The organism is Streptomyces sp. NPDC050147 (genome assembly GCF_040660195.1).
Taxonomy (GTDB): domain Bacteria; phylum Actinomycetota; class Actinomycetes; order Streptomycetales; family Streptomycetaceae; genus Streptomyces.
On sequence record NZ_JBFALJ010000024.1, the window covers coordinates 112,179 to 124,659 of the forward strand.

The 12,481-nt window shown below is 69.5% G+C and carries 11 protein-coding genes; 4 read left to right on the forward strand and 7 right to left on the reverse strand.

The genetic code is table 11. The annotated features are described in order from the left end of the window. Nucleotides 1–53: 53 nt before the first annotated feature. Together AB0I94_RS31110 and AB0I94_RS31115 are read right to left on the reverse strand one after the other, a co-directional pair. Entirely contained in the window at nucleotides 54–1,637 is a 1,584-nt protein-coding gene (locus AB0I94_RS31110) for a S8 family serine peptidase (protein ID WP_363313031.1), read from the reverse strand. Between the two features lie 14 nt (nucleotides 1,638–1,651). Continuing rightward, nucleotides 1,652–3,187: a S8 family serine peptidase gene (locus tag AB0I94_RS31115; protein WP_363313032.1), complete on the reverse strand. Its 1,536-nt coding sequence runs from the start codon at nucleotides 3,185–3,187 to the stop codon at nucleotides 1,652–1,654. A gap of 328 nt (nucleotides 3,188–3,515) precedes the next feature. On the opposite strand from AB0I94_RS31115, the gene AB0I94_RS31120 reads away from it, so the two are divergent. From AB0I94_RS31120 to moaA, 3 genes are all read left to right on the forward strand, one after another. Beyond that, nucleotides 3,516–3,884, forward strand: coding sequence for a DUF485 domain-containing protein (locus AB0I94_RS31120; protein ID WP_363313033.1), 369 nt, complete (start codon nucleotides 3,516–3,518; stop codon nucleotides 3,882–3,884). After that, nucleotides 3,881–5,515 (forward strand): cation acetate symporter, encoded by a 1,635-nt coding sequence (locus tag AB0I94_RS31125; protein ID WP_363313034.1) that lies wholly within the window; start codon nucleotides 3,881–3,883, stop codon nucleotides 5,513–5,515. Before AB0I94_RS31120 ends, AB0I94_RS31125 begins: the two co-directional genes overlap by 4 nt. Before the next feature lie 207 nt (nucleotides 5,516–5,722). Further along, the gene (gene moaA, locus AB0I94_RS31130; protein WP_363313080.1) at nucleotides 5,723–6,730 is read left to right on the forward strand and encodes a GTP 3',8-cyclase MoaA; all 1,008 of its coding nucleotides are present in this window, start codon (nucleotides 5,723–5,725) and stop codon (nucleotides 6,728–6,730) included. A gap of 17 nt (nucleotides 6,731–6,747) precedes the next feature. Here moaA and AB0I94_RS31135 read toward each other — a convergent pair whose 3' ends face one another. Further along, the gene (locus AB0I94_RS31135) at nucleotides 6,748–6,963 is read right to left on the reverse strand and encodes a hypothetical protein (protein WP_363313035.1); all 216 of its coding nucleotides are present in this window, start codon (nucleotides 6,961–6,963) and stop codon (nucleotides 6,748–6,750) included. 189 nt (nucleotides 6,964–7,152) lie between these two features. Beyond that, nucleotides 7,153–7,542, reverse strand: coding sequence for a DUF3099 domain-containing protein (locus AB0I94_RS31140; protein WP_363313036.1), 390 nt, complete (start codon nucleotides 7,540–7,542; stop codon nucleotides 7,153–7,155). Between the two features lie 215 nt (nucleotides 7,543–7,757). On the opposite strand from AB0I94_RS31140, the gene AB0I94_RS31145 reads away from it, so the two are divergent. After that, complete coding sequence (locus AB0I94_RS31145; protein WP_363313037.1) at nucleotides 7,758–8,033, forward strand: GlsB/YeaQ/YmgE family stress response membrane protein; 276 nt, start codon at nucleotides 7,758–7,760, stop codon at nucleotides 8,031–8,033. A gap of 83 nt (nucleotides 8,034–8,116) precedes the next feature. On the opposite strand, the gene tyrS is transcribed toward AB0I94_RS31145, so the two are convergent. The 3 genes from tyrS to AB0I94_RS31160 all read right to left on the reverse strand — a co-directional run bounded on the left by tyrS (nucleotide 8,117) and on the right by AB0I94_RS31160 (nucleotide 12,388). Next, complete coding sequence (gene tyrS / locus AB0I94_RS31150) at nucleotides 8,117–9,403, reverse strand: tyrosine--tRNA ligase (RefSeq protein WP_363313038.1); 1,287 nt, start codon at nucleotides 9,401–9,403, stop codon at nucleotides 8,117–8,119. A gap of 73 nt (nucleotides 9,404–9,476) precedes the next feature. Then, nucleotides 9,477–10,868: a TldD/PmbA family protein gene (locus tag AB0I94_RS31155; RefSeq protein ID WP_363313039.1), complete on the reverse strand. Its 1,392-nt coding sequence runs from the start codon at nucleotides 10,866–10,868 to the stop codon at nucleotides 9,477–9,479. After that, nucleotides 10,865–12,388, reverse strand: a complete 1,524-nt coding sequence (locus AB0I94_RS31160) for a TldD/PmbA family protein (protein WP_363313040.1) — start codon at nucleotides 12,386–12,388, stop codon at nucleotides 10,865–10,867. Before AB0I94_RS31160 ends, AB0I94_RS31155 begins: the two co-directional genes overlap by 4 nt. Nucleotides 12,389–12,481 lie beyond the last annotated feature (93 nt).

Genomic DNA, 12,481 nt, shown 5'->3' on the forward strand with positions numbered 1-12,481 from the left:
GCGAAGGGCCGGGCGGTACGCGACCGCCCGGCCCGGCTCGTCTCGCGAACCCGCTACTTCCGGACGGCGTCCAGGGCGTCGATCATGCCCACGCCGTAGAAGCCGTTCTTGTTCTTGCCGCCCGCGCACACCGCGTCGACCTTGCCGTCGCCGTCGAAGTCGTACGGATCGGTGCACTTCATGGCGTCGGCCTCGCCGTAGAGCAGCGCCTTGACCTTCGTCGAGGACGCGTGCGGGTGGGCCGACTTGATGAGCGCGGCGACGCCAGCCGCGTGCGGTGACGCCATCGACGTACCCGCCTTGTAGCCGAACTTGCCGCCGGGAAGGGTCGACAGGATGCGACCGTCCGTGGCCGGCGCCTGGGGCGTCTGATACCTCGTCGAGTCGCCGCCGGGCGCCGCGATGTCGATGACACCCTTGCCGTAGTTCGAGTACGAGGACTTGATGCCCTTCGCGCCCGTGGCCGAGACGGTCACGACACCCGGAAGCTGCGACGGCAGGTCGAGGCAGTCCGCGGTCTTGATGGTCCGCTCCGTGGGCGTCGTGTCGTCCGGGCTGGAGTCGTCCACGATCTCGTCCTGCGCGAGGTCCGTCTTGGCGTTACCGGCCGCCGCGACGTTCACCGCACCCTTGCGCTCCGCGTACCGGGTGGCCCGCCCGACGGCGTCGACCAGGGCCTTCTGGTCGGCGTCCGTCTTGCAGTTGAACAGCCACGGGTCGGTGTAGTAGCTGGAGTTGGTGACGTCGACGCCGTGATCGGCCGCCCACATGAAGCCGCAGACCACGGCCTCCGTGTAGTACATGCCGGTCGCGGGCTCGGCCACCTTCAGGCTCGCGACCTTCACGCCCGGAGCGACACCGGTGACGCCGGTGCCGTTCTTCGCGGCGGCTATGGTGCCCGCCACGTGCATGCCGTGGTCGCTCTCCTTGGCCACCGGACGCCACGCGCTGTCCTTCTGCACGGGCACACCGCCCAGACAGCTCGCGGACGCCTTCGCGTCGAAGTTCGGCGCGATGTCCGGGTGCGTGTCGTCCACGCCGGAGTCCAGGACGCCGACGGTGACCCTGGAGCTGCCGAGCGACTCCTTGTGGGCCTTGTCCGCCTTGATGGCGGGCAGATCCCACTGGAGCGGCTCCAGCTCGTCCTGGCCCGCGCCCGCCTGCCCGGCCGCCTGCTTCGCCTCGGCGGCGGTCAGCGGCCGGTCGGCCTCGAGCGCGTCGTCGGACTGCGCGGAGAGCGGCGCGGTGCGGGTGGCCCCCGCCGACGCGACGCCCTTCGCCTTGCGGATCTCCATGGCGAAGTCCGCGTTCGACGAGTGGACGACGATCACGCCGATCCTGTCGTACGCGATGACGACGGTGCCGCCCGCCTTGGCGATGGCCTTCTTCACGTACGCCGACGTCTTGGCCGACGGCGAACCGCCGTGCCCGGACCGGACGTTGACGACGTAGCTCATCGACGTGCCGTCCGTGAGCGCACCGAGGGCCGACACGGCCGACGACACCGGGGTGTCAGGCCGCGCCGCGGCGTCGGGCTGTGCCGCTGCCGTGCCCGGCAGGAAGGCGACGGCCGAGGCCACCGCCATGCCGAGCGGAAGTGCGAGCACGCGACGGGAGCGCGTGAAGGGTGCGGTCATGGAGTGCGGGCCCCTCACTTCTTCTTCACGGCGTCGAGCGCGTCGACGATCCCGCTGCCGTAGAAGCCGTTCTTGTTCTTGCCGCCCTCGCAGACCGCGTCGACCTTGCCGTCACCGTCCGGGTCGTACGGCTCCGTCGGGCAGCCCGGGTTGTCGGCCTGCTTCTTGAGGAGGCGCTGGAGCTCGGCGGGGCTCGCCTTGGGGTGCGTCGACTTCAGGAGCGCGGCCACGCCCGAGGCGTGCGGCGACGCCATCGAGGTGCCCTGCAGCCAGGCGTACTCGTTGCCCGGCATCGTGGAGAGGATGCGGCCGTTCTTCGACGGGGTGTCGGCCGGGATCTGGTACTTGTCGCCGCCGGGGGCGGCGACATCGATGACGCCCTCGCCGTACGTCGAGTAGTACGACTTGAGGTCCTGCACGCCCGTCGCGCTGACCGTGACCACGCCCGGCAGCTGCGTCGGGAGGTCGAAGCACTCGGACGGGTCGATGGTGCGCGGCACCGGCGTCGAGTCGTCCGGGCTCGAGTCGTCCAGGATCTCGTCGGAGGCGAGGTCGTGGTTGGAGTTGCCCGCCGACGCCAGGTTCAGGGTGCCCTTCTTCTGGGCGTACAGCTGGGCGCGGTTGACCGCGTCGACGATGGCCCGCTGGTCCGGGTCGTCCATGCAGTTGTAGAGCCACGGGTCCACGTAGTAGCTGTTGTTCGTGATCTCGATGCCCTTGTCGGCGGCGAACACGAACGCGCAGACGACGCTCTCGGGGAAGAACAGCTCGCTGACCGGGTCGGCCACCTTGATGCCCGCGACCTTCACGCCGGGCGCGACGCCCGCGACGCCCACGCCGTTGCGCGCGGCGGCTATCTCGCCCGCCACGTGCGTGCCGTGGTAGTGGTCGGGCTTCTCAGGGCGCCAGGCGCCGGGGGAGGTGTCCGCCTTGCCGCCGACACAGTTCGCCGACTGCGAGGCCGAGAAGTTGGGCGCGAGGTCCGGGTGGGTGTCGTCGACTCCGGTGTCGATGACGCCGACGGTGACCTTCTTGCTGCCCGGGTTGATCTTGGCTGCCTTGTCGGCGCCTATCGCGCGCAGGTCCCACTGGTCGGCTTCGAGGGGCTCGGCGTCCGGACCGGCCTGCGCCTTGAGCGACTTGGCCTCGGACTTCGACAGGAGGGTCGGGGCGCCCTCCTCCGTGGTGCCCGCTGCGGTCAGGGGCGAGGTGCGGGTCGCGCCCGCGGACTGGACGCCCTTGACCTTGCGCAGCTGCTTGCCGAAGTCGGGGTTGGCCGAGTGCGCGACGATCACGCCGATCTTCGGGTAGGCGACGACGACGTTGCCGTCCGCCCTGGCGATCGCCTTCTTGACGTACGCGATCGTCTTGGAGTCCGTGCGGGTGTTGACGACGTACGCGAGCGTCGGGGCATCGGCCTTGGCCGACGCGGTGGCGGGGGCGTCGGGGGCCGCGGTCGCGATGCCCGGAGCGAAGCCGACCGATGCCGCGAGCGCGATGCCGAGGGGCACGGTGAGCGCGATGCGACGTCTGGAACGCAGATGAGCCATGGGATCTCCACATCATCCGGATACGTGAACTGCCCGAACACAACAAGTGATCGGGCAGGTACATGACGGGCTGTGCAGGGTGAAGCTATCCCCCGAACTCCCAGGCCAGCAATGGGTTCCAGAAGAAAGCAGGGGCTCACACCGCGCCGCGCGTGCCATCGAGACGTTGAACAGGTAACAGAAGCAACATCGACCCCTGTCGGATCACGTCCCATGGCCTTAGCATCGCCATCCGTGGCTCACGTGATCCGCATCACTGCCGGACCGGAGAGAGCCAATGGATCAGCTGTCCGTCCCCACCGCACCCGCACCACGAGGAGAAGACTCCGTGGCCCCCGAAGCATCCCCACCGTCCAAGGACGGAGAAGCCCCCGTCCCGTACGCGCCGTCCACGGAAGAATTCCTCCAAGAGCAAGCGAGTCCCGAGTTCGGTGAACTCCGCAAGGCGCACCGCTCGTTCGCCTTTCCGCTGACCGTCGCCTTCATCGTCTGGTATCTCGCGTACGTTCTGCTCTCGAACTACGCGGGCGACTTCATGGGCACCAAGCTGTTCGGCAACATCAACGTCGCCCTGGTGCTCGGCCTCGCGCAGTTCCTGACCACGTTCCTCATCGCCTGGTGGTACTCCCACCACGCGGCCACCAAGCTCGACCCCAAGGCCGAGGCGATCAAGTCCCGTCTGGAGGGCGGCGCATGAGCCCCGCGCTGAACACCACTGTCCTGGCGGCGGCGTCCGACGCCTCCGAGCACCGAGCGCTGATCATCAGCCTCTTCGCGGCCTTCGTCGTCGCGACCCTCTTCATCACCGTCTGGGCGGGGCGCCAGACGAAGAGCGCCGCCGACTTCTACGCGGGCGGCCGCCAGTTCACCGGCTTCCAGAACGGCCTGGCGATTTCCGGCGACTACATGTCCGCCGCGTCCTTCCTCGGCATCGCGGGCGCCATCGCGCTCTTCGGGTACGACGGCTTCCTCTACTCCATCGGCTTCCTGGTCGCCTGGCTGGTGGCGCTCCTGCTTGTCGCCGAGCCGCTGCGCAACTCCGGCCGCTACACGATGGGCGACGTTCTGGCCTTCCGCATGCGCCAGCGTCCGGTGCGCACCGCCGCGGGCACCTCCACGATCGTCGTCTCGATCTTCTACCTGCTCGCGCAGATGGCGGGCGCGGGCGTCCTGGTCTCGCTGCTGCTCGGCATCACCAGCGACGCGGGCAAGATCCTGATCGTCGCCCTGGTCGGCGTCCTGATGATCGTCTACGTCACCATCGGCGGCATGAAGGGCACCACCTGGGTGCAGATGGTCAAGGCCGTGCTGCTCATCGCGGGCACCGTGCTGATCACCTTCCTGATCCTGCTGAAGTTCAACTTCAACGTCTCCGACCTGCTCGGCACCGCCGCCTCCAACAGCGGCAAGGGCTCGGCCTTCCTGGAGCCCGGTCTCAAGTACGGCGCGAGCGGCACCTCGAAGCTGGACTTCCTCTCGCTCGGAATCGCCCTGGTGCTCGGCACGGCGGGACTGCCGCACATCCTGATCCGCTTCTACACGGTGCCGACCTCCCAGGCCGCGCGTAAGTCCGTGAACTGGGCCATCGGCATCATCGGCTCCTTCTACCTGATGACGATCGTCCTCGGCTTCGGCGCCGCCGCCCTGCTCAAGCCCGGCGACATCATCGCCTCGAACAAGGCGGGCAACACCGCGGCGCCGCTCGCCGCCCTGGAGATCGGCGGCGGTGGCGACTCCACCGGCGGCGCGCTCCTGCTCGCCGTGATCTCCGCGGTCGCCTTCGCCACGATCCTCGCGGTCGTCGCGGGTCTCACCCTCGCCTCGTCGTCCTCGTTCGCGCACGACATCTACGCCAACGTCATCCGCAAGGGCAAGGCCACCGAGAAGGAGGAGATGAAGGCCGCTCGCTGGTCGACCGTCCTCATCGGCATCGTCTCCATCGCCCTTGGCGCCTTGGCCCGCGACCTCAACGTGGCAGGCCTGGTCGCCCTCGCCTTCGCCGTCGCGGCCTCCGCGAACCTGCCGACGATCCTCTACAGCCTCTTCTGGAAGCGGTTCACCACACAGGGCGCGCTCTGGTCCATCTACGGCGGGCTCGTGGTCGCGGTCGGCCTGGTGCTGTTCTCGCCGGTCGTCTCGGGCAAGCCCACCTCGATGTTCCCCAGCGCCAACTTCGACTTCTTCCCGCTGGAGAACCCGGGCCTGATCTCGATCCCGCTGGGCTTCCTGCTCGGCTGGCTCGGCACGATGCTGTCCAAGGACGAGCCGGACAAGGGCAAGTACGCGGAGCTGGAGGTGCGGTCCCTCACGGGCACCGGAGCGCACTGAGCCCCCTAGCGTCCGCCGAATCCGCCCTATCCGCCTGAGTTCCACCTGAACGCGCACGTCAGCGGCCGCGTCGTAGATCGTTGTAGATCTCTACGACGCGGCCGCACCGCTCCTCGTGGGATCGGGCCCCCGCCGATGTCAGCCCCGTCACGTAGGCTCGTGGTATCCGAACCGGACTGGCTGAACAGGATCAGGGAGGGGGCCGACGTGCTCATCGACACCTACGGCCGCGTGGCCACCGATCTGCGGGTTTCGCTGACCGACAAGTGCAATCTGCGGTGCACGTACTGCATGCCCGAGGAGGGCCTGCAGTGGCTGTCCAAGTCCGAGCTCCTCACCGACGACGAGATCGTGCGCCTCGTCCGGATCGCCGTGACGCAGCTCGGCATCACCGAGGTCCGCTTCACCGGCGGTGAGCCGCTCCTGCGCCCCGGCCTCGTCGGCATAGTCGAGCGCTGCGCCCAGCTGGAGCCGCGCCCCAAGATGTCCCTGACGACGAACGGCATCGGCCTCAAGCGCACCGCCGCCGCCCTCAAGGCCGCGGGCCTCGACCGGGTGAACGTCTCCCTGGACACCCTGCGCCCGGACGTCTTCAAGACCCTCACCCGCCGCGACCGCCACAAGGACGTGCTGGAAGGCCTTGAGGCGGCCCGTGACGCCGGCCTGACCCCGGTCAAGGTCAACACGGTCCTGATGCCGGGCCTGAACGACGACGAGGCCCCGGACCTCCTCGCCTGGGCCGTCGAGAACGACTACGAACTGCGGTTCATCGAGCAGATGCCCCTGGACGCCCAGCACGGCTGGAAGCGCGACGGCATGATCACCGCCGGTGACATCCTGCAGTCGCTGCGTACGCGCTTCGAGCTCACCGAAGAGGGCTCCGGCGAGCGCGGCTCCGCGCCGGCCGAGCGCTGGCTGGTGGACGGCGGTCCGCACCGCGTCGGCGTCATCGCCTCCGTCACCCGCCCGTTCTGCTCGGCCTGCGACCGCACCCGCCTGACGGCCGACGGCCAGGTTCGCACCTGCCTGTTCGCCACCGAGGAGACCGACCTGAGGGCGGCTCTGCGGGCGAACGACGAGGGCAGCTCCGAGGGCTCGGACGAGGCGATCGCGCGCATCTGGAAGCTCGCGATGTGGGGTAAGAAGGCGGGCTCCGGCCTCGACGACCCGGCGTTCCTGCAGCCCGAGCGCCCGATGTCGGCGATCGGCGGCTAGCTCTCCCGGGTGGCGGGCTAACTCTCCCGGTTCTCCCACTCGGCGAGCGGCACGACGTCCTTCAACATGCCGCGTACGCCCAGGAATTGAGAGAGGTGCTCGCGGTGTTCCGTACACGCGAGCCACGTCTTGCGGCGCTCCGGCGTGTGGATCTTCGGGTTGTTCCACGCCAGCACCCACACAGCGGCCGCGCGGCAGGCCTTGGCGGAACAGATCGGGGTTTCGTCGCTCACGGGTAACGTCCAAGTGCGTTCAAAACAAGGCGACGCCGAGCAGCCACGGGGGGAGCTGCCCGGCGTCGGTCTGTCGCTCCGACGGGGGATGCGGAGCGCGTACGAAGTATGTCACGGGGTACCCGGTGCCTGGCACCGGAACCACATGATTGATCTGAGCTTTTCTTGAGCTTGGCGCAACGTCGACGGTCAGTTCTGATGGCCTGAGGGAGCGTTGGGCTCGCCCGGCGCGGGGCCCGCGCCGGCCTCCGGGACGGGTTCCGCGGACTCGTCGCGCGGGGGCGGCGGCGCGAGCATAGGCCGGGACGGCGCCGGTACGAAGGTCGACGGCAGCGAAGGAACGCTCTCCCGCCCCGCGTTGGCGATCACGACGGAGATGTACGGCAGGAGGATGCCGAGCACCAGTGCGACGAGGGCGACATGCCGCTCGACGTTCCACAGCACCGCTGCGGCAATGACCGAAAGAGTACGGATCGACATCGAGATCACGTACCGCCGCTGTCTGCCCCGCACATCCTCCGCGAGTCCCTGTCGGGCCCCTGTGATCCGGAAGACCTGGGCACTGCTCTGCTTCCGCATCGCATTCCACCGCCTGCTCGCAAGAAGCCGGGCGCTCCCCGGCCCGGACCCGCTCCACGTTACGCCGGGGCTGCGCAGCCTTCGAGACCGGGGCAGGCCCCTTCTCGGCGTCCTGTCTGCGTCATGCCACGTATGGGGGTGCCCGACATGCGCCGTATGCAGGCTCGGCCGACACTTGCGGTAATGCTCATGTTGAGCCGAATGAGGAGGCAGCTATGAGCTGGTTGTGGGCCATCATCGTGGGATTCGTGCTCGGGCTGATCGCCAAGGCGATCCTGCCCGGCAAGCAGCACAGTCCGCTCTGGCTGACCACGATCTTCGGCATCATCGGCGCGATCATCGGCAACTCGCTTGCCTCTGGGTTCGGCATCGATGACACCAAGGGAATCGACTGGGGCCGGCACGCCCTGCAGCTCGTGGCGGCGCTCGTCGTCGTGGGCCTGGGAGACATGGCGTACAAGATGATCAAGGGCAACAAGCAACGCGCCTGATCCGCGAGACCACGAGACCACGGCTCGCGAGAGGGGCCGGCCCGTACGGACCGGCCCCTCTCGTGCGAGTACGGGAACGCGGGTCAGCCCGCGGTGACCTCAGCGACCTCAGTGACCTCGACGGCCGCCAGGTTCTTCTTGCCCCGGCGCAGCACCAGCCAGCGCCCGTGCAGGAGCTCGTCGCGGGACGGGACGGCGTCCTCGGAGGCGACCTTCGCGTTGTTCACGTAGGCCCCGCCCTCCTTGACCGTGCGCCGGGCCGCGGACTTGCTCGCGACCAGGCCGACCTCCGCGAGGAGGTCCACCACCGGGCCGAGCTCGGCGACCTGGACGCGCGGCAGCTCGGAGAGGGCCGCGCTCAGCGTCGCCTCGTCGAGGTCACCGAGCTCGCCCTGGCCGAACAGCGCCTTGGACGCGGCGATGACCGCGGCGCACTGGTCGGCGCCGTGCACCAGCGTCGTCAGCTCCTCGGCGAGCGCGCGCTGGGCCGCACGGGCCTGCGGGCGCTCCTCGGTGAGCTTCTCGATCTCCTCGAGCTCCTCGCGGGACTTGAAGCTGAGGATGCGCATGTACGTCGAGACGTCCCGGTCGTCCACGTTCAGCCAGAACTGGTAGAACGCGTACGGCGTGGTCATCGCCGGGTCGAGCCAGACGGCGCCGCTCTCGGACTTGCCGAACTTCGTGCCGTCGGCCTTGACCATCAGCGGCGTGCCGACGGCGTGCACCGTGGCGTCCGGCTCCAGGCGGTGGATCAGGTCGATGCCCGCCGTGAGGTTGCCCCACTGGTCGCTGCCACCGGTCTGCAGCGTGCAGCCGTAGCGCCGGTAGAGCTCCAGGAAGTCCATGCCCTGGAGCAGCTGGTAGCTGAACTCCGTGTACGAGATGCCCTCCTGGGACTCCAGGCGCCGGGCCACGGAGTCCTTGGTCAGCATCTTGTTCACGCGGAAGTGCTTGCCGATGTCCCGCAGGAACTCGATCGCGGACATGCCCGCGGTCCAGTCCAGGTTGTTGACCATCACCGCGGCGTTCTCGCCCTCGAAGGACAGGAACGGCTCGATCTGCCCGCGCAGCCGCGCCACCCAGTTCGCGACCGTCTCCGGGTCGTTCAGGGTGCGCTCGGCGGTCGGCCGCGGGTCACCGATCTGGCCCGTCGCGCCGCCGACGAGGGCCAGCGGGCGGTGCCCCGCCTGCTGGAGCCTGCGGACGGTGAGGACCTGCACCAGGTGCCCGACGTGCAGACTGGCCGCGGTCGGGTCGAAGCCGCAATAGAACGTGACGGGGCCGTCCGCGAGCGCCTTGCGCAGTGCATCTTCGTCCGTGGACAGGGCGAAAAGTCCCCGCCACTTCAGCTCGTCGACGATGTCCGTCACGGTCTTGTGTCTCCTTGAAAGGTCCTGAAAGGTGTCTGGCCGGTACCGGCCGGCACCGGCCAGTCTATGGGCGTCACACGCCTTGGCTGACCGAGCTCATGTTGAAGTCGGGGATGCGCAGGGTGGGCATCGCGGCCCTGGTGAACCAGTCGCCCCACTCCCTGGGCAGCGTCTTCTCCGTACGCCCGGCCTCCGAGGCCCGGATGAGCAGATCCACCGGCGACTCGTTGAAGCGGAAGTTGTTCACCTCGCCCACGACCTCGCCGTTCTCCACGAGATAGACGCCGTCCCGGGTGAGCCCGGTGAGCAGCAGGGTCGCCGGGTCGACCTCGCGGATGTACCAGAGGCAGGTCAGGAGCAGCCCGCGCTCCGTGTCCGCGACCATCTCCTCCAGGGTGCGGTCGGTGCCGCCGTCCAGGATGAGGTTGTCGATGGCGGGGGCCACCGGCAGTCCGGTCAGGCCCGCGCTGTGCCGGGTGCTGGTCAGACGCGCGAGCTCGCCCGCGCGCACCCACTCGGTGGCGGCCAGCGGAAGCCCGTTGTCGAAGACGGACGAGTCGCCGCCCGACGCGTGCGCGAGCACGAACGGGGCGGACTCCAGGCCCGGCTCGTTCGGATCGCTGCGCAGCGTCAGGGGCAGCTCGGCCAGCCGGTCACCGACACGGGTGCCGCCGCCCGGCTTGGAGAACACCGTCCGGCCCTCGGCCGCGTCCCGCGCCGACGCCGACCACAGCTGGTAGATCAGCAGGTCGGCGACGGCGGTCGGCGGGAGCAGCGTCTCGTACCGCCCGGCCGGCAGGTCGATCCGCCGCTGGGCCCACTCCTGGCGCTGGGAGAGCTCGGCGTCGAGCGCGCGTGGGTCGACGTCCTTGAAGTCCCGGGTCGAGCGCCCCGCCCACGCGGACTTCGTGCGGTCCGGGGACTTGGCGTTGACCTCAAGGGTTCCGTTGGGCTGGTCGTGCCGCAGGCGCAGGCCCGTCGACGTACCGAGATAGCTCGTCGTGTGTTCGTGGTTGGCGAAGCCGTACAGCTCGCGCCCGCCCGCGCGGGCCGTGGCGAACGCCTCGCCGAGCGCCGGGGCGAAGTCCCCGAAGACCGCGGAGGACGTCTCGACGGGCGCGTCCCTGAAGTCCGCCGACTCCTTCGCCCCGGCCACCAGCGGCTGCGCGTCCTCGGCGGGACCCGCCCCGCGCGCGGCGTGCTCGGCGGCGCGGACCAGGGGCTCGAGATCGGCGGCGGTCACGGCCGAGCGCGAGACGACGCCCGATGCGGTGCCTTCCTTGCCGTCGACGGTCGCGACGACCGTGAGGGTGCGGCCTCGGGTGACGCCGTTCGTGGTCAGGGCGTTGCCCGCCCAGCGCAGGTTCGCGGTCGAGTGCTCGTCGGCGATGACCACGCAGCCGTCGGCGGTGGACAGTTCGAGGGCGCGCTCGACGATCTCGTGCGGCTTGGTGCTACGGCTCATCGACCCGCCTCCTGCGTCGTGTTGAGGATGTTCACGCCTCGGAACAGGGCCGAGGGGCAGCCGTGGGAGACCGCCGCGACCTGGCCCGGCTGAGCCTTGCCGCAGTTGAAGGCGCCACCGAGCACGTACGTCTGCGGGCCGCCGACCGCCGCCATCGAACCCCAGAAGTCGGTGGTCGTCGCCTGGTACGCGACATCGCGGAGCTGACCGGTGATGCGGCCGTTCTCGATGCGGTAGAAGCGCTGCCCGGTGAATTGAAAGTTGTACCTCTGCATGTCGATAGACCAAGAACGGTCGCCTACGACGTAAATGCCCCGGTCCACACCCGCGATCAGATCCTCCGTGCCGAGCCCGCCGGGATCAGGCTGGAGCGACACGTTCGCCATGCGCTGCACCGGCACATGGCCGGGGGAGTCCGCGTAGGCGCAGCCGTTGGAGCGCTCGAAGCCGGTGAGCCGCGCGATGCGCCGGTCCAGCTGGTAGCCGACCAGGGTGCCGTCCTTCACCAGGTCCCAGGACTGGGCGGCCACGCCCTCGTCGTCGTACCCGATGGTCGCAAGGCCGTGCTCGGCCGTCCTGTCGCCCGTCACGTTCATGGCCGACGAGCCGTACGCGAGCTTGCCGAGCTGGTCGAAGGTGGCGAACGACGTCCCCGCGTACGCGGCCTCGTAGCCGAGGGCGCGGTCCAGCTCGGTGGCGTGCCCGATGGACTCGTGGATGGTCAGCCAGAGATTGGACGGATCGACGACCAGATCGTACGTACCCGCCTCCACGCTCGGCGCCCGCATCTTCTCGGCGAGGTGCTCCGGGATGCGCGCGAGCTCCGCGTCCCAGTCCCAGCCGGTCCCCGTGAGGTACTCCCAGCCGCGCCCGACGGGCGGTGCGATGGTCCGCATCGAGTCGAACTCGCCGCTGGTCTCGTCGACCGCGACCGCGGTGAGCTGCGGGTGCAGCCGGACCCGCTGCTGCGTGGTCACCGTCCCCGCCGTGTTCGCGTAGAACTTGTTCTCGTGCACGGTGAGCAGCGAGGCGTCGACGTGCGAGACGCCGTCGGCGGCGAGCAGCCGGGAGCTCCACTCGGCGAGCAGTCCGCTCTTCTCCTCCTCCGGCACGGAGAAGGGGTCGATCTCGTACGCCGATACCCAGGTCTTGTCGGCGTGCACGGGCTCATCCGCGAGCTCGACCCTCTCGTCCGACCCGGCCGCCTTGATGACCTTGGCCGAGAGCTTCGCCATCGCCACGGCCTGGGACGCGACCTTCGCCGCCGCGTCCATCGTCAGATCGACCCCCGAGGCGAACCCCCAGGTCCCGCCGTGCACGACGCGGACCGCGTAGCCGAGGTCCGTGGTGTCCGAGGTACCGGACGGCCTGGCGTCCCGCAGCCGCCAGGACGCGCTGCGCACCCGCTCGAAGCGGAAGTCCGCGTGGTCGGCGCCCAGGGCACGCGCGCGGGCGAGCGCCGCGTCGGCGAGGGCACGCAAGGGCAGCGCGAGGAACGATTGATCGATCTCATGGGCCATATGCGGCCTTCCCTTCGGTCATGGCGTAGTCCGGGTGAGTGAACCACGTCGCCAAGTGCGGCGGCGCGCCTATTCGATGGTGGCCGGAGCCAG